Raw genomic sequence first — 25,966 nt, 5'->3', positions numbered from 1 at the left:
GGGCGCGCACCGGCGTCAGGGGGCCAGGGTGGTCCGGAGGATCGGGATGAGCTGCTCGGCCGCCCACTGCTTCCCGAGCGGTCCGCCCTGCGCGAGGGCCCAGGCGAGGTTCCCCTCCTTCTCGTCGCCGTCGACGACGTAGCCCGCCTCGCTCAGGTGCAGCTCCGCGACGTGCCCGTCCCGGACGACCTCGAGCTGCTGGAACAGCTCCTGGCCGGTGAGGAGCCGCTCGAGCTCCGCGTCGTCACCCGTGTTGTCGCCGATGACCAGGACGTCGGCGTCGATCAGCGAGAGCATCTCCGGGCTGACGGCGTCGTCGTCCACGAACTGCTCCGCGAGGGGGTTCGGGGCGAAGCCGAGGTCGAGGAACAGCTGCTCCGGGTCGGAGCCCGTGCTGGAGAAGTAGGCGAAGCCGTACTCCTCGGCGTACTGCACGACGTAGGTGGGAGAGAGACCGTCGAACTGGGGATTCTCCTCCCGGGCGGACTCGAACCAGCGATCGTGATCGGCGATCACACCGTCCGCGGCGGCCACGAGGTCGAGCGCCTCCCCGAGGGCGCTCAGCTCGGTGCGCCAGTCGGCCTCGAGCGCAGCATCCTCCGAGGTCGCCGCGAGGACCGGCGCGATCGCCGAGAGCTGTTCGAACTCGTCGGCGATGCTCTTGCCGAAGACGACGATCAGGTCGGGCTCCGTCGCGGCGACGGTCTCGTGCGGGGTGATGCCGGAGTGGTCGGCCGGGAAGATCTCCGGGATCTCGCCGGGAAGCGCCTCGAGTGTCCACACGGCGCGTTCGACCATCTCCGCGGCCACCACGGGCGTGATCCCGAGCGCGGCGAGCAGCTCGCAGTCACGCCCGGCGGGGCTGACGGCGGCGATGCGCCGGGGCCGCTCGACCAGCTCGGTCTCGCCCCAGGCGGTCGTGAGCGTGAGGGGGTACGTCGTGGTGCCCTCCGCCGCCGGGAGGCGGGCATCGCCGTCCTCGGCGCCGGCCCCGCCGCCGTCCGCGCCGCCGGCATCTCGCTCCTCCCCCGCGCAGCCCCCGAGGGCGAGCAGCCCGGCGAGGCCCCCCGCTGCGAGGAAGGCTGCGCGGCTGACGCGCGGCCCGACGGGGAAAGGGGCAGGGGCGATGGTCACGGCGCGGGCACCTCGGGTTCGACGGGAGTGGTTCGACGGGAACGGGTCGACAGGAGTGGGTCGACAGGCGGGACGCGGCGGACAGCAGCGCCCCGACTGGTTAGATTAGGCATGCCTAATCTCCCGAGGTGTGCAGATCCGGTCGCCTTGGATGCGAGAAGTGACCAGGCCCGTGCCGACCGCCTCGAGTGGACGGTCGACGGCCGCTCCGAGGGAGGAACAGGTCCCGTCCCGCACGCCCACGGATCCACGGCCGAGAGGAGGAGCCGATGACCCCGGTGTCCACCGCAGCTGTCCTGCCTCCCGCCGGGACGTCACCGCCGCGAGCGGCCCCCGGGACGGTCCGGGCTCCGGCCGTGTCCGTCGCGGACCGTCGGCACGAGCACGAGCACCTGCTGCTGTGGCAGGTGCACGGCGCCGCCGAGCTGGTGCTCGACGGGGAACGGACGACCCTGTCCGCGGGGTGGGCCTGCTGGATCCCGGCGGGCGTGGTGCACGCCCTCACCGTGCGGGAGAACTCGGTCGTGCTCCCGCTGCTGTTCGACGCCGCCGGAGGGCGGTTCCCGGCGGACACCTGGAAGCTGCTGCGGATCCCCGAGGAGCTGCGCCCGCTGCTGCTTCTCTCGGTCCAGTACCAGAACTCGATCATCTACAGCCCCCAGGGACACGGGGAGCTCGAGGAGCAGATCCTGGCCCTGGTCGCGGCCCGCTCGACGCTGCCGCTGCCTCGCAGCGAGCCGGCGCGAGGGGTCGCCCTGGCAGTGCGCCGGGATCCGGCAGATCCGCGCACCGTGCAGGAGCTCGCCGCCGCGGTGCACGTCTCCTATCGCACGCTGGAGCGGGCCTTCCTGCAGGAGACGGGCCTGACGCTGCACCAGTGGCGGATCACCAGCCGGATGCAGTCCGCGACCCGACTGCTCCGCGAGGGCATCGGGATCCGTGCGGTCGCCGCCCGCGTGGGGTACGCGAACGTCAGCGCCTTCGGCCGGGTGTTCAAGGAGCACGTCGGCGACACCCCGCGCAGGTACGCACAGCGTCAGCGCGGGGGCTGCTGAGTCCCCGCGCTCCGCGGCATGCCGGGCGGGAGCACCCGGCACCCGCTCAGGCGGGCGGAGAGGCGGTGGCGGTGGCGCCCAGCATCGCCCGCAGCTCCTCGGTCAGGCCGTCGACCTCGACGGGCACCTCCGGCCGGCGGAACGTCGCGGGCGTGAGCAGGAAGCGCTGCTCCTCCTCGACGGAGCCGCGCAGGGTCGAGACCTGGGTGCCGTTCTCGACGTAGCCGCAGGCCCGCGAGACGGCGAACGAGGCCGCATTGCCGAGCACGGCCGAGGACTCGGCGCGCCGCGCCCCGAGGTGGTCGAGGGCGAGCACGAGCATCGCCTGGCGCATGAGCGTGCCGTAGCCGTTGCCGTGGGCGTCGAGCGTCAGCCATGAGCCGGAGCTGACGGTGCGTCGCTCGGCGAAGCGGTGGGCCGAGACGTCCTGGCTGCCGATGAGGCGGCCGTGCGCCCAGATCCCGAAGGCGATCGTCCACTGCTCGGGCGAGAGCTCGCTGCGCAGATGCCACTGGAAGCGCAGCGCCTCCCGCACCCGCACGTCGGGCTCGGTCCGGTACCAGGGGAACACCTGCGGGGACTGCTCGTCCTCGAAGATCGGCCGACGGATCAGCGCGGCGTACTCGGGCAGGTCCGCGTCGGCGAGCGGGCGCAGGGTGAGGTCCCCGGCGCGCAGCACGAGGCCTGAGGGCGGGTGGATCGAGGCGAGGTCGGGCGGCTCCGTCATCGGGTCAGGATAGGAGCGCGACACGTGCCGAGCACGCGAATACCCCGCCCGGAGCCGAGACCGGAGGGACGAGTCGACTGCGCGGCCCTGCGGCCCGCGCCTCCGGGGAGCCTCGGGCCCGTACCCTGGATCCATGACGCCCGACGTGCTGCTGACCGGCTTCACCCCCTTCGCCGGAGCGACCGTGAACGAGTCCTGGGAGGCGGTGCGGCGGGCCGCACCGATCCTGCGCGAGAACGGCATCACCGTCGAGGCCCTCGAGCTGCCGGTCGAGTTCGGCCGCGCCGGGGAGCTGCTCGCCGCCGCGGTGCGGGAGCACCGTCCGCGCCTGGTGGTCGCGACCGGGCTCGCCGCGGGCCGGCGCGGGATCACCCCGGAGCGGGTCGCGATCAACGTGCGCGACGCCCGGATCCCCGACGGGGCGGGCGCGAGCCCGCTCGACGATCCGGTGGTCGAGGGCGGGCCGGTCGGGTACTTCACGACGCTGCCGATCAAGGCGATGGCCGCGCAGCTCCACGCGACGGGCGTGCCGGGATCGATCTCCCAGACCGCCGGCACCTATGTGTGCAACGACGTCTTCTACCTGCTCCAGCACCTGCTGGCGACCGACGCCTCCCTGCACGGGATCCGCGGCGGCTTCGTCCACGTCCCCTCGGCGGACGTCGTCGAGCCGGTGCCGTGCGCGCGCGCACTGGTGGCCATGGTCGAGGTCGCCCTGCGCACCGAGACCGACGCAGCGCTCACCGGCGGCGCCGAGCACTGACACGCTCCTCCACCCCGTTCCGGCGCGGCCGCGGGCCGTGCGGGGGCGTACAGCGCCCCGACCCTCACCCCGCCCCTCGTGTCAACCGGCTCTGCCGAACGGGGACAGTTCCGGCGCGCACGATGTGCACAACGGGCCCGTGGCGGCCTCCGACACCGGGAGAACGGCGTTCCTGCACATCGCGAAGCAAGTTGTCCACAACGTTTTCCACAGTCGTGGATGAATGACAGAGATGTAGTTCCGCAGGTACAGCCGTCGGCCCGGGCGTGTCGCCGCGGGGCGGCAAGCGCCGCGAGCTTCCGGAGAGCGTCTCCTCACCGTTCTCCGGCGCGCGTCAGGGCCACTGCATCACCGCAGGTCACGACGGCACCGCGGAGCCCATCCCCCATCGGGCATCGCCTACTGCGAAGTATCTTCGCTGGCTGCGGGCACGCGTGCTCGACCGTGACGTCCGCACGAACGGCTCCCGGCACGTCGCTGAACCCACTGCCCGTCCACAACGGATCCACGGTTTTCCACAGCGAGATCGCGCAATCCCCATCACGGGCCCGACTCGTCCACAATTGCGTCCACACCTGGGGAAAACCACACCGGTGTAACTCAGGCCCGACGAGACCCGACGAGAGGAGAGTCGTGTTCGGCGGGCGGCGACTCGGGTCCGGCGGGGCGGGCTCCGTCGTTCTCGCGCGAGGCGTGATCCTCGAGGAAGGCACGGCCGGCCGTGCGACGAGCCACGGGAGACGTCGCCGACGAGTCTCGCCGGGGGCCCGCCGGGAACCGTCAGCGAGCCCTCAGAAGGACCTCAGAGAGCCATCACCATCATCACCTTGACCGCGATCAGCACCACGCAGAGCACGGCGCCGGCCGCGATCACGCCGCCGTGCACGAGCGCCGAGCGGCGCGCGAGGGCCTGCCGGTCCACTCCGGGGGCGGCGCGCGGCCGCAGGGCGAACATCGCACCGGTGACCGCGGCGCCGAGGACCAGACCGCCCAGGTGCCCCTGCCAGGAGATGTGCGGGATCGTGAAGGTGATGACGAGGTTCAGGACGATCAGCAGGGCGATCTGCGCGGTCTGGCCGCCGAGGTGCCGGTTCACGATGAAGATCGCGGCGAACAGGCCGAACACGCCGCCGCTGGCACCGAGGGTGCCGGTGACCCAGGCGCTGCCCAGCGGATCGGCGAGCACGAAGACGGCGGTGTGCCCGCCGAGGACCGAGAGCAGGTAGACCGCCGCGTAGCGCACGTGCCCCAGCGTCTGCTCGAGGTACTGCCCCACCGCCCACAGGGCGTACATGTTCAGCACCAGGTGGAGGATCCCGCCGTGCAGGAAGCCCGCGGTGAAGAAGGTCCAGGGCATGGCCAGGATGCGGTACGGGACGAAGAGCCCCAGCTGCTCGACGATCTGCGGGGCCACCGTCTGCCCGAGGTACGCCAGCACGCACAGCCCGATCAGGGTGTACGTGACGTACGGGGTGCGCTTGCCCATGCCGCCGCCCATCGCGTTGCGCGGGCGGGTCGAGGCCTGCTGCCGGGAGATCTCCCGCTCGCAGTCCACGCACAGCACACCCACCGAGGTGGGGCGCTGGCAGTCCGGGCAGACGGGACGATCGCAGCGCTTGCAGCGCACGTAGCTCACCCGGTCGGGGTGGCGGGGACAGACCGGCTGAGCCTGCGGGTCCGGGGAGTCCTCGGCGCTGTAGCCGTAGCTGGGGCGTTCCATGGGGGTCATTCCATCACGCATGCCTGGAGAGGGGCCGGGCGACCTCTCACGGGTCGGTCCTTCAGGCGGCGGTGTACGGGAAGGCGGCGAAGAGCCGCTCGAAGCGGCGCTGCTGGGGATCGCTCACCGGGCGCAGCGGGGTCAGCACCAGCCGACGCCTCCCTGCCGCCCCCTTCCGGGTCCAGGTGGCCACCACCTCGCCGCGGCGCAGGGCGGCGCGCCTGAAGACCCCGTTGCTGCCGGGGACCAGGGCACGGTGGCGCTCCTCGTCCAGCAGGAAGAGACGGTCGCGGTAGCCCAGGACCAGCTCGTCGAAGCCGGGCAGCAGCAGCTCTCGCATCGTCTCCCTCTCACGCTCCGCGTACTCCTCGGCGAGGCCGGGCCGCCACCACAGCCGCTCGCCGCCGCTGCCGCGCGCCTCGGCCGCCCCCGCAGGCACGGCCCCCGCGTGCAGATGTCCGTCGCGATCCGCGAAGCCGCTCTCGAGACGGTCCTCGACCTGAGGGATCGCGGCACGGATCGTGCGCAGGGGGAGCTTCGACCACCAGGCGAGGTCCCGCTCCCCCGCGGGGCCGTGACTGGTGAAGTAGCGCAGGGCGAGCTCCGCGGCGGCGGCGACGCGGTCGCCCCCGAAGGCGCTCTCGAGGTCGATGCCGGAGGGCAGCCACTCCCGAGCGGCCACCACCGCGGTCTCCCCCTCCCGCCATGGTCCGTAGGCGGCGTCGCCGAGGGAGATCAGCTCTCCGAGCACGTGATAGCCGCGCCCCTGGTCGACGGGCACCCCGGCGGAAGCCCAGGCATCGAGCAGCTCCGCGCGCAGCACGCCCCGCCCGGTCCCGGGCACCGAGTGCGGGGCGGCGACGTCCTCGAGCACCTCGCGGGCCCGGTCCACGTGCGCCTCCGTCAGCCCCAGCTGTCCGCGCCGAGCGATCGCGGCCCGCAGAGGTCCGTCCGCGCACAGCTGGGTGAGCCAGCGCAGGGTGTCCGCGGCGACGACGAAGACCGTGCCCCGCATGGGGTAGCCGCGCACGATATCGCCGCGGTCGAAGGCCGCCAGCACGGCCTCGAGGGATGCCGCGTCCCCACCGGTGCGCAGGGCGAGCGAGGCGATCGCGCCCGGCAGGTCCTGTCCCTGGTGCGCGCCGAAGGCCCGGGCCGCCGCGGCGGGACCCGTGAAGCGCGGAGGGCCCGCGAGGCCGTGGGCGAGGATCCGGGCGCCGGCCAGGTGTCGCGAGGTCATGCCCGAGGGTAGCCGCCGCGGCCCACAGCACAGCGGCCCGCCCCCGGGATCCGGGGGCGGGCCGCTGTGCTCGTCGGGCCGTCCGCTCAGCGCGGCGCGGACCCGGGCGGGGTCACTTCTCGATGGTCACCGAGGTGATGACGACGTCCTCGAGGGGACGGTCGCGCATGTCGGTCTTGACGCCCTCGATCGCGTCGACGACCTTCTTGGAGTCGTCGTCGGCGACCTGGCCGAAGACGGTGTGCTTGCCCTGCAGATGCGGGGTGGGGCCGACGGTGATGAAGAACTGCGAGCCGTTGGTGCCGGAGGGGCGACCGGTCAGCGCGTTGCGGCGCTTGCCGGCGTTGGCCATCGCGAGCACATAGGGCTCGTTGAAGTTCTTCTCGGAGATCTCGTCGTCGAAGGTGTAGCCCGGGCCGCCGGTGCCGGTGCCCAGCGGGTCACCGCCCTGCAGCATGAAGCCCGAGATGATGCGGTGGAAGATGACGCCGTCGTAGAACGGACGGGTGACCTTCTCGCCGGACTCCGGGTCGGAGAACTCCTTGGTGCCCTCGGCGAGGCCCACGAAGTTCTCGACGGTCTTGGGGGCGTGATCCGGGAACAGCTCCAGGCGGATGTCCCCGTGGTTGGTGTGAAGGGTTGCGAACATGCGGTCATCCTCCCACACGGGCACACCGACCGACCGGACGGGTCCGCGCGCCTCCTCGCTTCTTCACATCGACTGGGAGCGTGCATACTCGCTCGCGTTAGAGTTGGGGCACACGGGTCCGTGACAGCCACGGGCTGTCCCGGCCCAGGGACCACCGTCGGCCCGATCCGGCGGATTCGACCGAAAGGGGAAACCCATGGCGCATACCAAGAAGCGGGAAGCCAAGAAGGCCAAGAAGCAGGCGAAGAACGTCTCGGACGCAGCCGGTTCGACCGCCCAGAGGGCCGAGAAGGCCGTCGAGGAGCTGCAGAAGCTCGCCGCCACGGTGGGTCCTGTGGTCTCCGAGAGCGCGAGCGTCGCCCGCAGCCGGGCCACCGAGCTGTACGACCAGTACGCCCCCGAGGCCCAGCAGAAGCTGCGCGAGCAGTCCGACCGGATCTCCTCGAACCTCGGCCCCCGCGCCGACAAGATCCGCCACGACGTGCAGGACGACTATCTCCCGCGCGCCCGCAAGACCGTGGAGACCTCTGGCACCGTCCTGAAGGCGGCCGTGGACGCCGCCCGCAAGGAGCTCGAGAAGGGGCAGGGCGACATCCGCTCCGCCGTCCTCGAGCCGACGCCGCAGAAGAAGAAGGGCCGCGCCGGCAAGGTGCTGCTCATCCTCGGTCTCACCGCCGCCGGTGCCGCCGCGGGCTACATCGCCTGGCAGAAGACCCGCCCGGTCGAGGACCCGTGGGCGCCGCCCGCGGACTTCGCCCGTGCGCACTACCCCGCCTCCGCGTCGGACGACTCCGACTCCTCGACCGTCTCGGACACCGTCGGCTCGGCCGACGCCGGTGACGTCGCCTCGGCCCTGAAGGGCGAGGACCGCACCTCCGACGTCGAGCCCAAGGAGGTCAAGGTCGACTCGGACGAGGAGACCTCGGCCGACGACGAGAAGCGCGGCAGCCACCGCAGCGACGCCTGAGCGTCCGCCTCGGCGCATCGCGGAGCACTCCGTGCACGACGGCGCGGCGATCCCGTCCCCGGACGGTGATCGCCGCGCCGTCGGCCTGTCCGGGCCCGTCGGCTCCTCCGCCGACGGGCCCACAGGGTCGACGGGACCGACAGGGCCGACGGGACCGACAGGACCGACGGGACCGACAGGACCGACAGATCCGGCCGTGCTGACCACTGCGCGCCTGCGCCTGTCGCCGGTGGTCGAGGATGATCTCGAGGAGCTGTTCGCCCTCCACGCGGATCCCCGCGCCTTCGCCGAGGACCTCACCGAGCCGCTCACGGACCGGGCGCAGATGCGCTGGGTGCTCGGACAGTGGATCGAGGGCTGGGCGCGGCACGGCCTCGGGTACCTGACCGTCCGCGCACGCACGCCGGCCGGCGGGACGCGCGACCCGGACGGGACGCGCGCCGCGCACGGCACCGGAGACGCCGACGGGGCTGAGGCGCCCGACTCCCTCCCGTCCGGTCTGCTCGGCGTCGTCGGCCTCACCCCGTTCGAGGCCGCCGGCCCTCACGTGCTCAGCGCCTACTGGCGCCTGTCCCCCGCCGCGACCGGGCGCGGCGTGGCGAGCGAGGCGATGCGCGCGGTGCTCGAGCACCCCTCCCTGGGCGGGCGCGGCGACGAGGTCGTCGCGGTGACCGCGGCCGGGAACCATCCCTCCCGCGCCCTGGCCGCCCGCCTCGGCTTCGTGCCCGCGCCGCCCGACCGCGCGGTGCCCGGGGAGCGCGACGGCGATGTGCTGCTGGCGCGGCCCGCCTCTCCCGAGCGCGCGGCACCGGACGCTGACGGGGCCGGACGCTGACGGGGCCCGGGGCTGACCGGTCCCTGGACGGACCGGTCCCTAGACTGACCGGCATGTCCGCCTCCTCCGCCGCTGCCGGTGCCACCGCCGCTGCCGCCGCCTCCCCCGGGGGTGCCGGCCGCTACGCGCCCTCGCCGAGCGGCGACCTGCATCTGGGGAACCTCCGCACCGCGGTCCTGGCCTGGGTGCTCGCACGACGCAGCGGCCGCGCCTTCCGCCTGCGCGTGGAGGACCTGGACCGGGTGCGCGAGGGCGCCGAGCAGCGCCAGCTCGAGGACCTCGCCGCGCTCGGCCTGGACTGGGACGGGGAGAACGTGCACCAGTCGGCGCGCGCCGCGGCGTACGAGGCGGCGATCGCGGAGCTGACCGCGCGGGACCTCCTCTTCGAGTGCTATTGCACCCGCCGCGAGATCCTCGAGGCGCCGAGCGCGCCGCACGCCCCGCCCGGCGCCTACCCGGGCACCTGCCGCGACCTCTCCCCCGCCGAGCGCGAGCAGGGGCGGGCGCGCATGCGGGAGCTGCGGCGCGAGCCCGCGCTGCGCCTGCGGGCCGACGTGGACTCCTGGCGGGTGCGGGACCTGTGGGCCGGGGAGGTGACCGGCCCGGTCGACGACCTCGTGCTGCGGCGCGGCGACGGCGTGGTCGCCTACAACCTCGCCGTCGTGGTCGACGACGCGGCCGCCGGCGTGGATCAGGTGTGCCGGGCCGATGACCTGCTCTCCTCCGCTCCCCGCCAGGCGCACCTGGCACAGCTGCTGGGCCTGCCGGAGCCCGAGTACGCGCACGTGCCGCTCGCGGTGAACGTCGAGGGCGCCCGGCTGGCCAAGCGCGACGGCGCCGTCACCCTGCGCGACCGCCTCGAGCGCGGGGAGAGCGCCGCCGCGGTGGTGGACCGGATCGGGGCCTCGCTCGGGCTCGTCGGCTGCCGGAGCGCCGGCGACGTGCTCGAGCGCTGGGATCCCGCCGCGCTGCCTCGTGAGCCGTGGGTGGTGGAGCTGCCGAGCTGAGTACCGCCTGCTGCACTCTCTGCAGCACTGCCGGCAGCACTCACGGCAGGCGATATCGCCTGCGACTCCGCGGGGGTCCGGGAGTCGCCGATGCGCGCGACGTCGCGCGCGCCCGCGCTACCACCGTCCCCTCGTGCGCGGAATGGGGAGTTCTGCCGATGCGGGCGTGAGCGGCGCCACGTACGTTCGAGGACGCCGACGCCTCCCCGTCGGCCGCCCCGTCCCCGGTCCGCGAAAGGTCCCCCGATGACCCAGCACGACGCCACCGTGTTCCGCACCCTCCTCTCCCGCCGGCAGGCGTTCCGCGCCGCCGGGATCGCCGGCGTCGCCGCCGTCTCCGGTCTCCTGGTCGCCGAGCGCGCCTCGGCGCTCTCGAACCTCGGCGTGCAGAAGGGTCTGTGGGGCCTGTACTACTACTCCGGCGCGCGCGACGGCGACATCGGCCCCGTCACGCAGACGGCGATCCGCGCCTTCCAGGGCGACCGCGGGCTGGTGGTCGACGGCGAGGCCGGTCCGATCACCCAGGCCGAGCTGGTCGCGGTGGTGACCTCGGTGCAGAAGTACACCGGCGCCCCGCAGGACGGCGACTACGGACCCACGACCGTCGCCGAGGTGAAGGACTTCCAGCAGCGCTGGGGCGGACTGGAGGTCGACGGGCGCGCCGGCGCGCAGACGATGTCCGCGATGGGCATCCCGCGCGTGACCGACGGTGATGACGGCGGTGACGGCGGTGACGGGATCACGGTGGACTCGTGGAACGCGCCGATCAGCCGCGAGCTGGTGATCGACCGGGCCATGTCCTGGGTGGACGACAAGCGCTCCTACTCCATGGAGGCCACCAGTCCCGGGCCGGAGTCCGACAAGGTGTGGCGCAAGGACTGCTCGGCCTTCGTGTCGATGGCCTGGGGGACGTTCCACGCGGACAACCCCACCGGGTTCACCACCGGATCCCTCCACCCCAGCTCGGGATACGGGGTGACCACCGCGATCTCCAAGGCCGACCTGAAGGCCGGGGACATCCTGCTGATCACCCCCGCCGAGAACGGCGCGGACTGGGGCCACGTGGGCATCTTCGAGAAGTGGGCCGACGACGCGAAGACGCAGTGGGTGATCCTCGAGCAGGCCTCCGAGACCGGCGGCACCGCCCGGCGCACCATCGGCTACCCCTACTCCCCGTCCGCCAACGGCGCGAAGTACAAGCCCTACCGGTACGCGCGCATCACCGACTGAACGGCGCCGCCGACCGCGGCGGATGCCCCGGTCGCGAGCCCGCCCGCCAGGGGTGTCGTCTGGCTCACCACACTCCTGCGGGACCATTGCCCGGTTTCGATACACGAATGTATCGTGAGCGGCGTGATGCGACTCCTCCGTGCTGTCCTGACCGCGCTGACGTCCGCGGGGCGCTCCTTCGCGTCCGCCGTCGGCTCCCTGCTCAGCACGCTCGGGCACGGCCTCGCCGTCGCCGGGCGGGGCGCGATCGCCCTGCTGCCCACCGAGTGGAAGAAGCCGATCGCGGCGCTGTTCGTGACCGGCCTCGCCCTGGTGCCGCTGATCTACTCCGGCAACATGACCTGGTCGTTCCTCGATCCCAGCAACAAGCTCGACCAGGTCACCGCGGCCGTGGTGAACGAGGACGAGGGAGCGACGGCCACCTCGCCCGACGGCGAGGAGTCCCAGCTCGACGTCGGCGCGGAGTTCACCGACACCCTGCTGGATATGGACGAGGAGAACGTCTACCGCTTCGTGGAGGTCTCTCCCGCCGAGGCGCAGCGCGGTCTCGCCGACGGCACCTACGGTGCGACCGTCGAGGTCCCCTCGGACTTCTCCGCCAACGTCGCGTCCCTCGGCGGGGACGCCGAGCAGGCCGCTCCCGCTCTGCTGACCGTGACCACCAACGACTCCTTCAACTACGTGGGCGGCAACTTCACCAAGTCCGTGGGGACGGCCCTGACCGATGCGCTGCGTGCGAGCGTGCTCGAGGAGTACCTGGACAGGATCTACGTCGGCTTCACGACCATCCACGACGGCATCTCCGAGGCCGCGGACGGTGCCGGGGACCTCACCGACGGCGCCTCCCAGCTGCACGACGGCACCGGCGAGCTGGTCGACGGCAGCAGCGAGCTGGCCGACGGCACGGGGCAGCTGGTGGACGGCAGCGCCGAGCTGGCCGACGGCGCCGGCACCCTGCACCAGGGCGGGCTCGACCTGGTGGTGGGCCTGGACCAGCTGACCTCCGGGGCGGTCACCCTGCGCGACGGCACCGCGACCCTCGACGCCGGCGCCCAGGAGCTCAGCTCGGGCCTGGTCACCCTCGACGAGAACGGGCAGCCGCTGCGCAGCGGAGCCCGGCAGCTCGCCTCCGGCACCGCCGAGCTGGCGACCGGCGCGGGCGATCTCGCCGACGGCGCCGGTCAGGTGGCCGACGGCACGCAGCAGCTCGACGACACCGTCAGCGAGGCCCAGCAGCGCGCCGACGAGCTCGGCGTGACGCCCGAGAGCGTGGAGAGCACCAGCGAGGACCTCGTCGCCGCGATCGATGCGCTCGAGGACCTCGCCGCCGACCTGCCCGATCGTCTCGCCGATCCTGTCACCGCCGCGGGCACCCTCTCGGAGAGCGCCGCCGGCCTCGACGAGACCGTGACCGACCTGGACCGGACCGCGCAGGATCTGGACCGGGCCACCTCCGACCGCACCGAGGACGCCCGCACCCTGGCCGACGGCGCCTCCACGATCGGCGAGGACGCCACCGCCCTCGACACCGCGGTGCAGGACACGACCGATGCCACCGGCACCGCCGCCGAGAGCGCCGCGGCCGCCGAGCAGGGCGCGCAGGGCTACACCGAGCAGGTCGACGACCTCGCCGCGCGCTGCGAGGAGTCGGGGGCCGACGCGTCCTTCTGCGAGGAGCTCGCGGCCACCTCGGAGGGATCCCAGCAGGTGCGGGACGACGCCGCGCAGGCCTCCACCGACGCCACCACGGCGGACGAGACCGCAGGGACCGCGTCCGAGCAGTCCACCGACATCGCCGACACCGCCACGGGAATGACCGGTTCCGCGGACTCCCTGGTCACCTACCTCGAGGACCTCTCCGGCACCACCTCCACCCTCGCCGAGGGCACCTCCTCCCTGTCCGAGACCACCGGCACCCTCGCCACGGGCACGACCACCCTCGAGCAGGACCTCACCACCCTCCGCGACGACGCGGTCACCGCCGCGCCCTCCTCCGAACAGGGCACGAGCGCCTCCGACCTCGCCGCGGACCTCGCCGACCAGGCCCGCACCGGCGCCGAGGCCCTCCCCGACGCCTACGGCCTGCTGCAGCAGGGCGCGGAGGACGCGCGCCTGCTGAACTCCGGCGCGCAGCAGGTCGCCACCGGCGCGGACCAGCTGGCCACGGCCAGCGGCACCGCGAGCGACGGCGCGCAGGACCTGGCCGGCGGCGTCACCCGCTACACCGACGGCGTGGGCACCGCCCGCGACGGCGCGCAGCAGCTGGCCGACGGCACCGGGCAGCTCACCGACGGCGCCGATCAGCTCGCCGACGGCACGTCGGAGGCAGGTGACGGCGCCCGCCGGCTGGCCGACGGCGCGGGCCGCCTCGAGGACGGCGCCACCGAGCTCACCGACGGCGCCACCCAGGTCGACGACGGCGCCACGGAGCTGGCCGAGGGCGCGGTCTCTCTCGACGACGGGGCGGGTGAGCTCGCCGACGGATCCGAGGAGCTGCGTGACGGCCTCGTCGATGCCCGGGGCGATGTGCCCTCGTACACCGACCAGGAGAGCGAGGAGCTCGCACAGACCGCCTCGGATCCGGTGCAGATGAGCTTCGAGCGCGCCAATGAGCTGACCCGTTTCGGCGAGGGTCTGGCGCCGCTGTTCCTCGCGATCAGCCTGTGGGTGGGCGGCATGGCGATCTTCCTGATGATGCCGCCGTTCTCCGCCCGGGCCGCCGCCCGCGGCGTGGGCCCGGTGCGGCTGCTGGCCGGGGGCCTGGTCCCCGCCCTGCTGCTGGGCCTGGTGCAGACGGTCATCGCCGTGAGCGCCCTGCACTGGCTGGTGGGCGTCTCGATGCAGGACCTTCCGCTGATGATGGGCCTGGCGGGATTGACGTCGATGGTGTTCGTGGCGCTGAACCACGGCTTCGGGGCGCTGTTCGGGCCGGTGGGGAAGTTCGTGGCACTGGTGCTGATCGCCCTGCAGATCTCCGGGGCCGGCGGCACCTACCCCGTCGCGACCCTGCCCGGATTCTTCCAGGCGATCCACCCGTACCTGCCGATGACCCACGCCGTGGACGCCTTCCGCGGCGCGATCGGCGGCGGCTGGATCGACCCGAGCGGGGACCTGCTGTGGCTGGTCGGCTGGCTCGTGCTCGGCCTGGCGCTGGGTCTGGTCGGAGCGCTCAAGGAGGGCCGCCGGGCCCTGTCGACGGGACCGCAGCGGGCCGAGGCGCACTCGACCTGATCCGGTGCCGACCCCTTCGAGCGCGCCCTCCGCTCGACAAGATCCGCGCCGGAGCGGGATGGGGCCGTGCCCCCGATCCTTCCAGCTCCATCGGATGCCAGTACTCATAGCGGTCCGCTCCCGCCATCCACAACCCGATCCCACGAACCGGATCCCCGTACGCCACGCTTTTGACATCCGAGACTGCGCTCAGTACGGTGCATTGGGCGACGAGGTCACCGACTGCTTATACAGATGGGCTGGCATGACAATGAAGTCTCTGAGACGGGCATGCATCTACACGATCATCGCCGCGTTCGCGCTTGGAGCAGCTCCGGCCATCGCTGACCCCGCACCCCCGGACTCGGTCGATCAACTCTTTTCCACGACTTCTATACGCACCGCAAAACAGGATCCCCGACTCGACGGAATGAGCGATGCGGAGAAGGACAAGATTATCGAGATCGCTACCGACCCGAGATTCGGCGTCCCAGAACTGGCCGACGACCTGTCCTCAGATTATCCAGAGTTGGAAGTTGATCGAATCTCCGGAGCTGGGGCACCCCCCGGAACAATCGACACGATGGCTACCGGGAATCGCGCCTACGTGACGCTCAATTGGAAGGTTGCTGGCGTAAAGTACGCCTCCGTGACAACAGAGGCGAACTTTGATAACTCCGGCGCCAAGGTTACGAGAGTCAACAATTGCTGGGGTAGCAGCTCGAACTTCCTGCCCGGAATCCGCACCGTGGAAGGCAACTCTTACCACAGCCTTTCTGGAGGCATCTTGACCTGCAAGACCGACTGGACTGCAAAGTTCATTGTCGGAAATGACAGACGCACTACTCAGGGGCTCCAGGTGACAGGCAATGGGACATTTCTCGATCAATGGCCGAAGGGCTAATTGGAAAGGTTGATCTGCCGAGATGGGCGAGGATTTTTTCGCACTTGGAGCACAAGAGGTCGCGCTGCTGGGAATTTCCATCCTCGCCGTCTGTTCGATTATCGTATACGTGGCGTTCCGAAATCGTAAATAGACTCCGCTCTTCACGTCGAAGTAGACTGCGCGCCACACTGCAAACCGAAGTGAACGTATCTTGGCGAGACTATCGGAGTTATTGCACGTCATCGATCTGCATTTGCCGATGACCCACCCCGTGGACGCCTTCCGCGGCGCGATCGGCGGCGGCTGGATCGACCCGTCCGGGGACCTGCTATGGCTGGTCGGCTGGCTCGTGCTCGGCCTGGCGCTGGGCCTGGTCGGAGCGCTCAAGGAGGGCCGCCGGGCAATGTCCTCGGGACCGCAGGGGCCCAGGCCCTCCCCGCCTGACCCCGACGGGTGCCGGCCCCGCACCGGACGACGGACCGGGCCGGCACTGCCCGCCGCCCGGCCCGTCCGCCCCTCAGACCAGGGCGGGCTGGACCACGGCGGGGTCGACATCCGCGAGGTCGGCCTCCGCGGAGACGGCTGCGGCGTCGGGCACGGCGACGCGCGGGGCGGGGACGGTGTTCGCGCGCCCCAGCGAGCGGATCTCCCACCCGGCCTCGCGCCACTGCTGCGGCTCGAGCACGTTGCGACCGTCGATCATGCGCGGCTCCGCGACCAAGGACGATGCCGAGGTCGGGTCGAGCTCGCGGTACTCGGACCACTCGGTGAGCAGCACCGTCAGCTCCGCCCCGCGCAGTGCGACGGCGGTGTCCTGCTCGAGCTCGACCAGGTCCCCGAGTCGGCCCCGCGCGTTCTCGAGCGCCGCGGGGTCGGTGACGGTGACCTGCGCGCCGGCGGCCAGGAGCCGGCCGGCCACGTCGAGGGCGGGAGAGTCGCGCACGTCGTCACTGTCGGGCTTGAACGCCGCGCCGAGCACCGTGATCCGGCGTCCGTCCAGGTCACCGAGCATCTCGGAGGCCAGGTCGACCACCCGGGCGCGGCGGCGGCCGTTGACGGCGTCGACCTCGCGGAGGAAGCCGAGCGACTCGGCCACCCCGTGCTCCTCGGCGCTGGCCATGAAGGCACGGATGTCCTTGGGGAGGCAGCCGCCGCCGAATCCCACGCCGGCGCGGAGGAACTTCGACCCGATCCGGTCGTCCATCCCGATCGCCCGCGCCACGTCGGTGACATCCGCACCGGTGGCCTCGCACATCTCGGAGACGGCGTTGATGAAGGAGATCTTGGTGGCGAGGAAGGCGTTGGCGGAGACCTTCACCAGCTCCGCGGCCTCGTAGCCCATGACCAGGCGCGGGGTCTCCCGCTCGAGGATCCGGGCGTAGACCTCGTCGAGCATCGCGACGGCCTGCTCGGCATCCGGTGCGACGGGGTCGTGCACCCCGTAGACGAGCCGGTCCGGGGACAGGGTGTCGCGCACGGCGAAGCCCTCGCGCAGGAACTCGGGGTTCCACATCAGCTGCATGCCCTCGATGGCCTCGAGACGGGCGGCGAGCCGTCGGGCGGTGCCCGCGGGGACCGTGGACTTGCCCACCACCAGGGTGCGGGCCCCGGCACGGGCCGGGAGCACCTCGGCGAGCGCGTCCACGGCGGCCTCGAGGTGGGAGAGGTCCGCCCCGAAGCCGTCCGCACGCTGAGGGGTGCCGAGGCCCAGGAAGTGCACGTCGGCCCGGGCGATCTCGGCGTAGTCGGTGGTGAAGCGCAGTCGTCCGGACTCCAAGCCGCGCTGCAGCACCTCCTCGAAGCCGGGCTCGTGGAAGGGGGCGCGCCCCTCCTGCAGCGCGGCGATGCGTGCCGCGTCGACGTCCAGGCCGATCACGTCGTGGCCCAGCTCGGTCATGGAGGCGGCATGGACCGCTCCGAGGTATCCGGTTCCGATCACGGAGAGCGTGAGGGTCATCGCGACATGCTCCTTTCGAGAGGGGTGGCGGCGCCGCCCCACGGGGTGGGATCGCCCGCGGGTGCGGGGAGGTCGGTCGAGGAGCCGGGCTCGGCGCTCGAGGAGGTGGGGCCGACGGACGAGGGGGTCGGGCCGACGCCCCTGCTGTCCGAGGCGCGAGGGGCCCGCTCGGGGCCGGGGACGGGATCGAGGGAGACGGCGAGCTCACGGGCCAGCGCCCGCCACCGGGGTCGGAAGGCGTAGACGCAGGTGAGCCGGGCGAGGGTCGCGGTCTCGTAGGCGGCCAGCGCCTCGGGATCGAGGTCGCTGCGGGCCGCGGCCCGGTCGACCTCCGCGTGGACCACGGCGACCTGCTCCGGGGACCAGAGACCCTGCAGGGCGCGCCAGGTCGCATGCGCCCGGAGGTTGCCCGCGTCGAGGGCGGGATCGCCGACGGCGGCGGTGTCGACGTCCAGCAGGGCCGGCGCCGTCCCCTCCTGCCACAGGATCTGCTTGTCGTGCAGGTCGCGGTGGATCAGCGCGGGGCGCCCCACCTGGCCGAGCCGGGTCAGCTCGCGCTGCGCCGCGGCGACGGCACGCCGACGTGCTCCGGCTCCGGCGGGGTCGGCGCTCGCGGCACGCTCGCACCAGTCCGTCAGCACCTGCGCCTCGGCCGACGGTCCGTGGACGGCGGCGCCCGCTGCGCCGCTGCCGGCCGCCGCACCGGGCGCGAGGGCGCTCCCGCCGCGCCGGAGCTCGGTCCGCGAGCTCGCCACGGCGGCGGACCAGGCCTCCAGCGTCTCCCGCCAGGCCCGGCCCCAGGTGCCGCCCTCGACGGGGAGGCCGGAGTGCAGGAGCTGTCCGGGCAGGGCGGCGAAGGTGACGGTGTCCTCGTCGGCGGCGAGCACCGCGGCCGTGCGGAAGGGGCCCTGGAAGGCCGCGGCGCGTTCGACGGCGGCCAGCAGGCGTGCGGCCCGGCCGGGGCGGACGATCTTCACGAACCGTGCCTGTCCCTCCGCGTCCTCGGTGCGGACCACGGCGCGCTTGCCGGGGCGATGCGAGACCAGCTCGGCCCCTGGGTGTGCGGTGAGCACCCGGGCCAGGCCGGGCAGGCGCGGATCGGTGCCGGGCGCGAAGACGGTGGTGCGTCCGGTCGACGGGTCCAGGCGGGCGCCGCGGAGCCGGTGCCCCGAGGCCGCGGCGAGGGCCGGCTCCTCGTCGGTGAGCTCGAGCGGCATACCCCGTCCGTCGTCGGCCCAGGCACGCCGCACGGTGAGCACTCGGCCCTCGTGCTCGATGCGGAGGGGGACCAGAGGTGCTCGTTCCGCCTCGGCGGTCGGCGTCGGAGCCGACGGGGCGGCGGCCGACGCAGGGGGCGACGTGGCGGCCGACGGCGCGGGGCTCAGCCGCGGCGGCCGGTCCAGCACGGCCTCGGCGAGCGCCAGTCGACGCTCGATGCGCGGCAGCCAGTCCTCGCGGTATCGGCGCAGCGGGTCCAGGGCCGCGGCGAGCAGGGCCCGTGCCGTCCAGGCGGCCAGCACCTCGGGGGCGGGCAGGGCGCGACGCCTCGCGTACCCCTCGAGGAACGCACTGGCCTGCTCCTCGACGTCGGCCAGCAGGCAGGTGGCGAGCCAGGAGCCGAGGTCCGCGCCGGCGGGGCCCAGGCCGGAGCGGTCCAGGTCGACCACCCGCAGGGGCAGGCGTCCCCGGCCGGGCAGGGCGGTCTCGTCGACGGAGACCAGCACCTGGTCCGGGGAGAGATCGCCGTGGATCAGCACCTGCTCCTCGCTCTCCGGGAGCATCCCGCGCAGGCGGCGGGAGAGGTCCTCGATGCGGTCCGCGCACTGCGGCAGCAGATCGGCGACGGCCTCGGTGGTGACCGGGACCTGCTCACCGATGCGGGCCGGGGGCAGGTCGCGTCCGGAGACGTCGGCGTCGTGCAGGCGGGCGATGATCTCGCCCAGCCGGGCGGCGGCGGGCATGGAGCGCGGATGGGCGGCGAGGCCCGCGAGGTCTCCGCTCCCCCAGCGAGCGCCCGCCAGCACGCGGGGTCGGTTCCTCCAGCGGTGCTGTTCGAGCGTGGGCAGGCCCAGCTCGCGCCAGTGGATGCCCACGGCCAGCATGTCGTCGAGCGGTCGGGCGGCCACCCGCAGCACCTCGCCGCTCGCGGGCAGCAGCAGCATCGCGTGGCGGCCGGGGTTGTAGCTGAGCACCCGCGGCGCGGAGCCGGCGGGCTGCCTGCGCAGCACGCGGTCGATCTCGCGACCCAGCCGCGGGTCGCTGTCAAGCCCGCCGCTGAGCAGGAACGGACCCGTCCCCAGGTCCTCGTGGGCCCGGACCCCGGGTTCCTCCGCCCCGCGCTGCCGCCGATCGTGCTCGCGCACGTCGATCCCGGTCTTCGCGGCGCGGCGCAGCAGGTTCTCGCGCTTGTCGGAGGAGGCGACCAGGAGGGCCCAGCCGACGTCGGCCAGGGCCTCGCCCGGGACGGGTGCACCGCCGCCGGCGTGCTCGGGGCCCCCGCCGGTCGCCGCGGTGGGCACCGCGCCACGCCCCGAGGTCGAGGTCGAGGTCGAGGTCGAGCCCGAAGCACGGTAGGAGACCAGCACCGAGGCGGCGGGCTTGATCCGCACCCGGTCCAGGGCGATCTCGCGACCCAGCAGGGTCGAGAGCCGCGCAGGATCCAGCAGCGACGCGGCACCGTCGAGGCGCGCGTGGGCGAGCAGGTGCTCGAGCGGGGACCGGTTCGGGGCCGACGGGCTGGTCGTGCTGGTCGGGCTGGTCGGGCTAGTCGGGGCGATCATCGTGCGACCTCCTGATCGGTCGTCGCGGGACGGGGTGCGGGCGCCGACGAGTTCTCGTCCACGGGGTTCTCGCCCGCGGCGCTCTCGTCCGCGGCGTTCTCGTCGGTCCCCACGTCCGTCTCCTCCTCGGAGCTGCGCTGCTCGACGATCCAGCGCGAGTAGCGCGAGTCGGGATCCGCGGCGAGCTCCTGCGGGGAGCCGTCCTCGAGGATCCGGCCGTCCTCGAGCCACAGCACCCGGTCCAGCCCGGCCACGGTGGTCGCGTCATGGGTGATCGACACCGTGGTGCGGGAGCGGGCGAGCTCGCGGAGCGATTCGTTGACCTGTGCCTTGGAGGCCGGGTCCAGGCCCGTGGTGGCCTCGTCGAGCACCACCACGGGGGCGCGGCGGATCATGGCCCGTGCGATCGCGATCCGCTGCCGCTGCCCACCGGAGAGGGTGTCGCCGCGATTGCCGAGCACGGTGTCGTAGCCCTCCGGCAGGCCGAGCACGAAGTCGTGGGCGCCGGCGCGGCGGGCGGACTCCTCGACCTCGGCGTCGGTCGCGTCCCGTCGGCCGAAGCGGATGTTCTCGCGCACCGTCTCGGTGAACAGCACCGATTCCTGCGGGAGGATCGCGACGTGGCGACGGAGGTCGGCGAGCGCGACCGAGCGGGTGTCGTACCCGCCCACGCGGATCCTGCCCTGCGCCGGCTCGGCCAGTCGCAGCAGGTAGGAGACCAGCGTCGACTTCCCGCCGCCCGAGGGGCCGAGGATCCCGAGGTGCTGACCGGCGGGGATGCGCAGGTCCAGCCCGTCGAACAGGGGACGGCCGTGCCCGTCGGGCGAGGTGATGCCCGCGAACTCGACGGTGCCGCGCAGGTCGCGCATCGGCACCGGGCGGGCGGGGTCGACGATCTCGACCTCCTCGTCCAGGAGGTCCGCGATGCGCTCCCCGGAGGCGGAGGCGCGGGCGATCCGACCGGTGTACTTGGCCATGTCGCGCAGCGGCTTCATGGCGATCTTCAGGTAGGTCAGGAACAGCACCATGTCCCCGGGGGACATGGCCCCGCGCAGCACCTGCAGGCAGCCGACGACCAGCACCGTGCCCTGGGCGATGCCCACCAGCACGTCGGTGGCGCGCTCGAGACCGGCGGCGAGCCGCTTGGCCAGGACCCCGGCCTTCATCGCCTTCTCGTTGCCGCCGGCGAACTCGTGGGCGACGGCCTTCTCGAGGTTGTAGGACTGGACCACGCGGATCGCGCCGAGCGCCTCGGCGGCGGCGCCCACCAGGGACCCCTCGCCCTTGCGGGTGGAGCGGGAGGCGCGCACGATCTTCGGCGAGGAGCGGCGCGAGAGCAGCAGGTAGGCGAGCCCGGTGGCGATGACGATGCCGGAGAGCAGCGGGTCGAGGACCACCATCACGATCAGCAGCACGGCGAGGGTCAGGACGTTCCCGATCAGCGGCAGGCCGGCGGTGACCGCGACGTCCTGCAGGCGGCCGACGTCCCCGACCAGGCGCTGGGAGGTGTCGCCGATCGAGGCGCGGGAGTGGTAGCGCAGCGACAGCGCCTGGACGTGGTCGAAGACACGGGTGCGCAGCTCGGTGGCGATGCGCGCCCCGACCTTCGCGAAGGACACGGTGGCCAGGTAGTTCGAGAGGGCGCGGCCGGCGATGATGACCGCCAGGCCGAGCGCGGCGGCGATGACGGTCTGCTGGATGTTCAGTCCGAAGGGGGACGCGTCCCCGGGCAGCTCGGCACCGAGGGCGGCGGTCACCGCGTCGACCGCGTACTTCAGCGGCCACGGCTCGAGCACCCGGAAGGCGACGTCGAGCAGCAGGCCGATCATGCCCACCAGGCACAGCAGCAGGTGGCGGGGCAGGTGCGGGCGGATGATGCGCAGGGTGCGGCGCAGGGCCGACGGGTCCAGGCGCTGCGTGCGGGGCAGCCGGGACCTGCCCAGGAGGCGGCGCGGCCAGGACCGCCTCTCGGGGCTCGGCGCGGGGTCCGGGCTCGGCGCGGGGTCCGGGCCGGTCGCGGCGGGACGGGTGATTCCGGTTCGGGACGTGCCGACAGCCATCACAGGAGCACCTCTCTGAGGGCAGGGGCCGCCACGGGATCGATCTCGAGCCGTTGCAGCAGCTCGCGGCAGCGGATCTGCCAGTCGTGCTCGCTCACGGCCGCCTCGCGGGCGTCCGCGGCGAGGCGAGCCCGACAGGCCGGGTCGGCCGCGAGGTCGTCGAGGGCGGCGGCGAGCGCGTCCACGTCCCCGGGCTCGACCAGCACGCCGAGCGCGCCGTGACCGAGCAGCTCGGGGATCGTGCCGATCGCGGAGGCCACCACGGGCAGGCCGGCGGCGAGGTACTCGTAGACCTTCAGCGGGGAGAAGTAGTGCTCACCGGCGGGGTACGGGGCGGCGGCGATGTCGATCCCGTGCAGCACCTCGGGCACCTGCTCGGGGGCGACGGCCCCGCGGAAGCGGACCCGGTCGGCGATGCCGAGACGGGCGGCGAGCTGCTCGAGCTCAGGCTGCTGGGGACCGGTGCCGCAGACGTCCAGGCGCAGGCGTTCGTCGGTGCGGGCGATCGCACGCAGCAGCAGGTCGGTGCCGTGCCAGGGCTTGAGGGTCCCGACGAAGCCGACCGTCACCGGCCCCTCGGGCACGGCATTCGTGGGCGGCGTCTTCTCCGGCAGCGTCTGCGGCCGCGTCGCGGGGACGGCCGGCCGCGGGGTGATGCGGCGGGTGTTGACCCCGTTGGGGGTGACGACCACGCGGGCGGGGTCGGCGCCCTCGGTGAGGGTCCACTCCGCGACGGCCCCGCTCACACAGGTCACGAGGCTCGCCCCGCGCAGCTGGCGGTGGGTCGCCGCGCGGGCGCCGGCCTCGTCGGCGAGGCTGCGGTGGTGCCGCTGCTCGTCGATGAGCGGGGCGTTGACCTCGAGGATCGAGGGGATCGCCCGCACCGCGCCGGCGGCGGCAGCGGCGGGGGTCGCGCGGCCGCCCGGGGCGGCGGGGGCGGTCAGGCGGGCGGCGACGTCGGAGAACAGGGAGTAGCGCTCGTAGACGAGGTCGAAATCGCCGGCGGCGATCTCCTCGGCGATCGCGGCCGACGCCGCGACGACGGCTCGTTCCCGCTCGGCGCCGGTGCCCTTCGGCAGGCGGTGGCGGTGCACCTCGAGATCGGCGAGGTCCGAGGGGACGTCATCGTTCGTCCGGGTGCAGAAGACGCTCACCTCGTGGCCGTCGGCGCGCAGCGCACGGATGACTTCCTGGACGTGGACGGAGGCACCCTTGGTGCCGAACACCCCGATGCCGGGGTCGAGCAGGGCGTAGGCGATCCTCATGACAGGCTCCCCTCCAGGATCGTGGGCGGCAGCGCCGGGAGCGGCTGGGTGCGGATGTTGCGGTGCGCGGAACGCTCGGCCAGCTCGCGCAGGCGTCGGGCCTGGACACGGGAGTCGTGGCGCTCGACGACCAGGTCGCGGGCGGCATCGGTGCGGGCGCCGCGGTCGGTGGCGGGGTCCAGCGCCTCACGGACGGCGCCGGTCAGCGCTGCGGTGTCCCCGGTGGGGACCAGCCAGCCGGTGCGGCCCTCGAGGATCACCTCGCCGACGGCGGTGACGGCGGCGGCGACGCACGGGATGCCGGTGGCCATCGCCTCGAGCAGCACGGTGGGCAGCCCGTCGGCGTTCCCGTCGGCGCCGATCACGAAGGGGGCCACGAACAGGTCCGCCTCGTCGAGCAGGAGCCGCACCTCCTCCTGGGTGCGCGGGCCGAGCAGCCGGACGTGCTCGGTGAGGCCGAGCTCGCGGATCCTGGCGTCGAGGTCCTCGCGCAGCGGGCCGTCGCCGACGATGTCGGCCTCGACCTCGCGACCCTCGGCGCGCAGGGCGCCGACCATGTCGATCAGCTGGTCGAAGCCCTTCTTCTCCACCAGGCGACCCACCCCGAGCAGCCGCGGCACCGGAGGGAGCCCGGCGCGGCGACGATAGGGGAAGCGCTCGAGCTCCAGCCCGTTGCGCACCAGCTCCAGCCGGGCGGTGCCCCGGGTGCCGAAGCGCTCGCGCAGGTGAGCGAGGTTGTACCCGCTGATGGTGACGGCGTGGTCGGCGTCGCGCAGCTTCCGGGCGAGGTCCTCGTCCTCCACGTCGCGATGGAAGATGTCCTTGGCGTGGGCGGTGAAGGAGTAGGGCAGGTCGGCGACCAGGCCCGCCAGCCGCGCCACGGTGGTCGCCATCGAGGCGAAGTGGGCGTGCAGATGGGTGACGCCGTGCTCCCGGGCCGCCATCGCGAGGGCCAGGGCCTGTTCGGCGTCGTCGACCCCGGCCGCGACCAGCTCGGGCAGCTGCGCGGAGAGTCCGACGGCGAGCTGCGGATCGGCCATCGCCGCACCCCACACCTCCCACAGCCGCCGTGGGCTGGAGGAGCGGCCCACCTGGATGACGGGGGCCTGCACGCGGGCCAGCTCGGGATGGAAGCGGGCGTCGGTCGGGGGGCGCAGGGAGAAGATCACGATCTCCTCGCCGGCGGCCTCGCGGGCCAGGATCTCCGAGACGATGAACGTCTCCGAGAAGCGGGGGTACATCTTCAGGACGTACCCGATGCGGTGGGTTCGGTCAGCTGACATGGCAGGACACCTCCGGGTGAGCGGGAGCCGACGAGCGCAGCAGCTCGGCGGCGAGCGAGGGGACGAGGCCGAGGCCGTCCAGGTCGAGGTGGCCGCGATCCACGCGGCCCCGGACCGAGCGGTGCCACCACGCGGTGATGTCCTCGGTGGTGACGAGGTCGGCGTCGCGGGTCTCGACCGCGCCGACGGCGGCGAGGGCGCGGGCGCGGCGGGGCTGCTCCTGACGGCGCCGGCTGCGCGGGATCACGAGGGCAGGGGTGTCGGTGGCCATCACCTCGGCCATCGTGTTGTAGCCGCCCATGCACACCACGGAGGCCGCGTCGGCGATCAGTTCGGGGACGTCGGGGGCGCTGCGCGCCACCGACACGGCCTCGCCGCTCGCCGCGGCCAGCGCGCGGATCTCGCCGGCCTCCTGCTCGGGCATCTGCGGGCCGGTGACCAGCAGGTGGCGGTGGCCCGCCGGGGGGCGGGAGCTCGCCGCGAGACGGGCCGTGGCCACGCCGTCGGAGCCGCCGCCGAGCACGGTGAGCACGTAGGGCGGGGGCGGCTTCGGGGAGGTGCGGCCGGGCGTCGCGGGGCGACCGGCGGGGCGGCCGTGGGAGAGGTAGCCGGTGGGGGTGGCCAGGCGTGCCAGCGCCGGCGGCAGCTCCCCGGTCAGGCGCGGGTCGTAGACGTGCCGGTCGCCGTACACCCAGATCGCGTCCAGGAGCGAGGCCACGTGCTCGCCGCCGCCCAGGGAGTCCCATTCGGCGGCGGCGACCCGCGGGGAGTCCAGCACCTCGCGCAGGCCGAGCACGGTGGCGGTGCCGCGGGCACGGAGGTTCGCGAGCACCGGCGCGAGCTCCCCGTCGATGCCGAAGGGATGGCGGTCGGCGATGAACAGGTCGGGGCGCAGCGCGGTGAGCGCGGCATCGATGGTGGCGCTGCGCAGGTCGCGCAGGGCGTCGGCCTCCAGACCGAGACGGCGGGCGCCGTAGCCGCCGCGGGTGCGGGTCATCCCCGGCAGCACCAGCCAGTCCCAGCCTTCGGGGAGCGTGTCGCGGCTCGCATCCGGATGGCCCGCGATGAGCAGTCCGCGCACGCCGCCTCCGGTGAGGGCGGGCAGCTGCGCGGCCAGCGCATGGGCGAGGGCGCGGTTGCGCCGCGCGTGGCCGAGTCCCACGGAGTCGTGGGAGTACAGCGCGATCGTGGTGTCCAT

Annotated in this window: 19 protein-coding genes; 8 read left to right on the top strand and 11 right to left on the bottom strand. The window is 73.4% G+C overall.

The window, feature by feature from the left end:
* Nucleotides 1-15 precede the first annotated feature (15 nt).
* Nucleotides 16-1,134, bottom strand: a complete 1,119-nt coding sequence (locus tag ACT3SP_RS05070) for an ABC transporter substrate-binding protein (protein ID WP_444586153.1) — start codon at nt 1,132-1,134, stop codon at nt 16-18.
* Nucleotides 1,135-1,403: 269 nt separating this feature from the next.
* On the opposite strand from ACT3SP_RS05070, the gene ACT3SP_RS05065 reads away from it, so the two are divergent.
* Nucleotides 1,404-2,189 carry a helix-turn-helix domain-containing protein gene (locus tag ACT3SP_RS05065; protein WP_444586152.1) on the top strand — a complete coding sequence of 262 codons (786 nt, stop codon included), beginning with the start codon at nt 1,404-1,406 and terminating at the stop codon, nt 2,187-2,189.
* A 46-nt stretch (nt 2,190-2,235) separates the two neighbouring features.
* Here ACT3SP_RS05065 and ACT3SP_RS05060 read toward each other — a convergent pair whose 3' ends face one another.
* Nucleotides 2,236-2,916, bottom strand: a complete 681-nt coding sequence (locus tag ACT3SP_RS05060) for a GNAT family N-acetyltransferase (RefSeq protein WP_444586151.1) — start codon at nt 2,914-2,916, stop codon at nt 2,236-2,238.
* 133 nt (nt 2,917-3,049) lie between these two features.
* Here ACT3SP_RS05060 and ACT3SP_RS05055 point away from each other — a divergent pair, with 133 nt between their 5' ends.
* Entirely contained in the window at nt 3,050-3,679 is a 630-nt protein-coding gene (locus tag ACT3SP_RS05055) for a pyroglutamyl-peptidase I (RefSeq protein ID WP_444586150.1), read from the top strand.
* 802 nt (nt 3,680-4,481) lie between these two features.
* On the opposite strand, the gene ACT3SP_RS05050 is transcribed toward ACT3SP_RS05055, so the two are convergent.
* From ACT3SP_RS05050 to ACT3SP_RS05040, 3 genes are all read right to left on the bottom strand, one after another.
* Nucleotides 4,482-5,399: a rhomboid family intramembrane serine protease gene (locus tag ACT3SP_RS05050; protein ID WP_444586149.1), complete on the bottom strand. Its 918-nt coding sequence runs from the start codon at nt 5,397-5,399 to the stop codon at nt 4,482-4,484.
* Nucleotides 5,400-5,460: 61 nt separating this feature from the next.
* Nucleotides 5,461-6,639, bottom strand: coding sequence for a DNA glycosylase AlkZ-like family protein (locus ACT3SP_RS05045; protein WP_444586148.1), 1,179 nt, complete (start codon nt 6,637-6,639; stop codon nt 5,461-5,463).
* Nucleotides 6,640-6,751: 112 nt separating this feature from the next.
* Entirely contained in the window at nt 6,752-7,288 is a 537-nt protein-coding gene (locus ACT3SP_RS05040) for a peptidylprolyl isomerase (RefSeq protein ID WP_444586147.1), read from the bottom strand.
* A gap of 196 nt (nt 7,289-7,484) precedes the next feature.
* Between ACT3SP_RS05040 and ACT3SP_RS05035 the strand changes: the two genes are divergently transcribed.
* The 6 genes from ACT3SP_RS05035 (at nt 7,485) to ACT3SP_RS05010 (ending at nt 15,441) form a co-directional block, all read left to right on the top strand.
* Entirely contained in the window at nt 7,485-8,255 is a 771-nt protein-coding gene (locus tag ACT3SP_RS05035; RefSeq protein WP_444586146.1) for a hypothetical protein, read from the top strand.
* Between the two features lie 196 nt (nt 8,256-8,451).
* Nucleotides 8,452-9,090, top strand: a complete 639-nt coding sequence (locus ACT3SP_RS05030; protein ID WP_444586145.1) for a GNAT family N-acetyltransferase — start codon at nt 8,452-8,454, stop codon at nt 9,088-9,090.
* Between the two features lie 53 nt (nt 9,091-9,143).
* Nucleotides 9,144-10,097, top strand: coding sequence for a tRNA glutamyl-Q(34) synthetase GluQRS (gene gluQRS, locus ACT3SP_RS05025; RefSeq protein WP_444586144.1), 954 nt, complete (start codon nt 9,144-9,146; stop codon nt 10,095-10,097).
* A gap of 246 nt (nt 10,098-10,343) precedes the next feature.
* Nucleotides 10,344-11,327, top strand: coding sequence for a peptidoglycan-binding domain-containing protein (locus ACT3SP_RS05020; protein WP_444586143.1), 984 nt, complete (start codon nt 10,344-10,346; stop codon nt 11,325-11,327).
* A 126-nt stretch (nt 11,328-11,453) separates the two neighbouring features.
* Complete coding sequence (locus tag ACT3SP_RS05015; RefSeq protein WP_444586199.1) at nt 11,454-14,558, top strand: YhgE/Pip family protein; 3,105 nt, start codon at nt 11,454-11,456, stop codon at nt 14,556-14,558.
* 244 nt (nt 14,559-14,802) lie between these two features.
* A complete protein-coding gene (locus ACT3SP_RS05010) occupies nt 14,803-15,441 on the top strand; it encodes a hypothetical protein (protein ID WP_444586142.1) in 639 nt (212 codons plus the stop codon).
* Between the two features lie 499 nt (nt 15,442-15,940).
* Here ACT3SP_RS05010 and ACT3SP_RS05005 read toward each other — a convergent pair whose 3' ends face one another.
* The 6 genes from ACT3SP_RS05005 to ACT3SP_RS04980 are packed head-to-tail and all read right to left on the bottom strand — an operon-like array spanning nt 15,941 to nt 25,966.
* On the bottom strand, nt 15,941-17,380 hold the full coding sequence (locus ACT3SP_RS05005; RefSeq protein ID WP_444586141.1) for a UDP-glucose dehydrogenase family protein: 1,440 nt from the start codon (nt 17,378-17,380) through the stop codon (nt 15,941-15,943).
* Nucleotides 17,377-20,160 carry a phosphotransferase gene (locus ACT3SP_RS05000; RefSeq protein WP_444586140.1) on the bottom strand — a complete coding sequence of 928 codons (2,784 nt, stop codon included), beginning with the start codon at nt 20,158-20,160 and terminating at the stop codon, nt 17,377-17,379. Before ACT3SP_RS05000 ends, ACT3SP_RS05005 begins: the two co-directional genes overlap by 4 nt.
* Nucleotides 20,157-22,220, bottom strand: a complete 2,064-nt coding sequence (locus ACT3SP_RS04995) for an ABC transporter ATP-binding protein (protein ID WP_444586139.1) — start codon at nt 22,218-22,220, stop codon at nt 20,157-20,159. Before ACT3SP_RS04995 ends, ACT3SP_RS05000 begins: the two co-directional genes overlap by 4 nt.
* The gene (locus tag ACT3SP_RS04990) at nt 22,220-23,485 is read right to left on the bottom strand and encodes a glycosyltransferase family 4 protein (RefSeq protein ID WP_444586138.1); all 1,266 of its coding nucleotides are present in this window, start codon (nt 23,483-23,485) and stop codon (nt 22,220-22,222) included. The genes ACT3SP_RS04995 and ACT3SP_RS04990 overlap by 1 nt, the downstream gene beginning before the upstream one ends.
* Nucleotides 23,482-24,768 carry a glycosyltransferase gene (locus tag ACT3SP_RS04985; protein ID WP_444586137.1) on the bottom strand — a complete coding sequence of 429 codons (1,287 nt, stop codon included), beginning with the start codon at nt 24,766-24,768 and terminating at the stop codon, nt 23,482-23,484. Before ACT3SP_RS04985 ends, ACT3SP_RS04990 begins: the two co-directional genes overlap by 4 nt.
* Nucleotides 24,758-25,966, bottom strand: coding sequence for a glycosyltransferase family protein (locus ACT3SP_RS04980; RefSeq protein WP_444586136.1), 1,209 nt, complete (start codon nt 25,964-25,966; stop codon nt 24,758-24,760). The genes ACT3SP_RS04985 and ACT3SP_RS04980 overlap by 11 nt, the downstream gene beginning before the upstream one ends.

The organism is Brachybacterium sp. AOP43-C2-M15 (assembly GCF_052446295.1).
In the GTDB taxonomy this organism is placed as follows: domain Bacteria; phylum Actinomycetota; class Actinomycetes; order Actinomycetales; family Dermabacteraceae; genus Brachybacterium.
The sequence above is the reverse complement of the archived record's forward strand: the minus strand, read 5'-3'. Positions and strand labels throughout refer to the sequence as shown.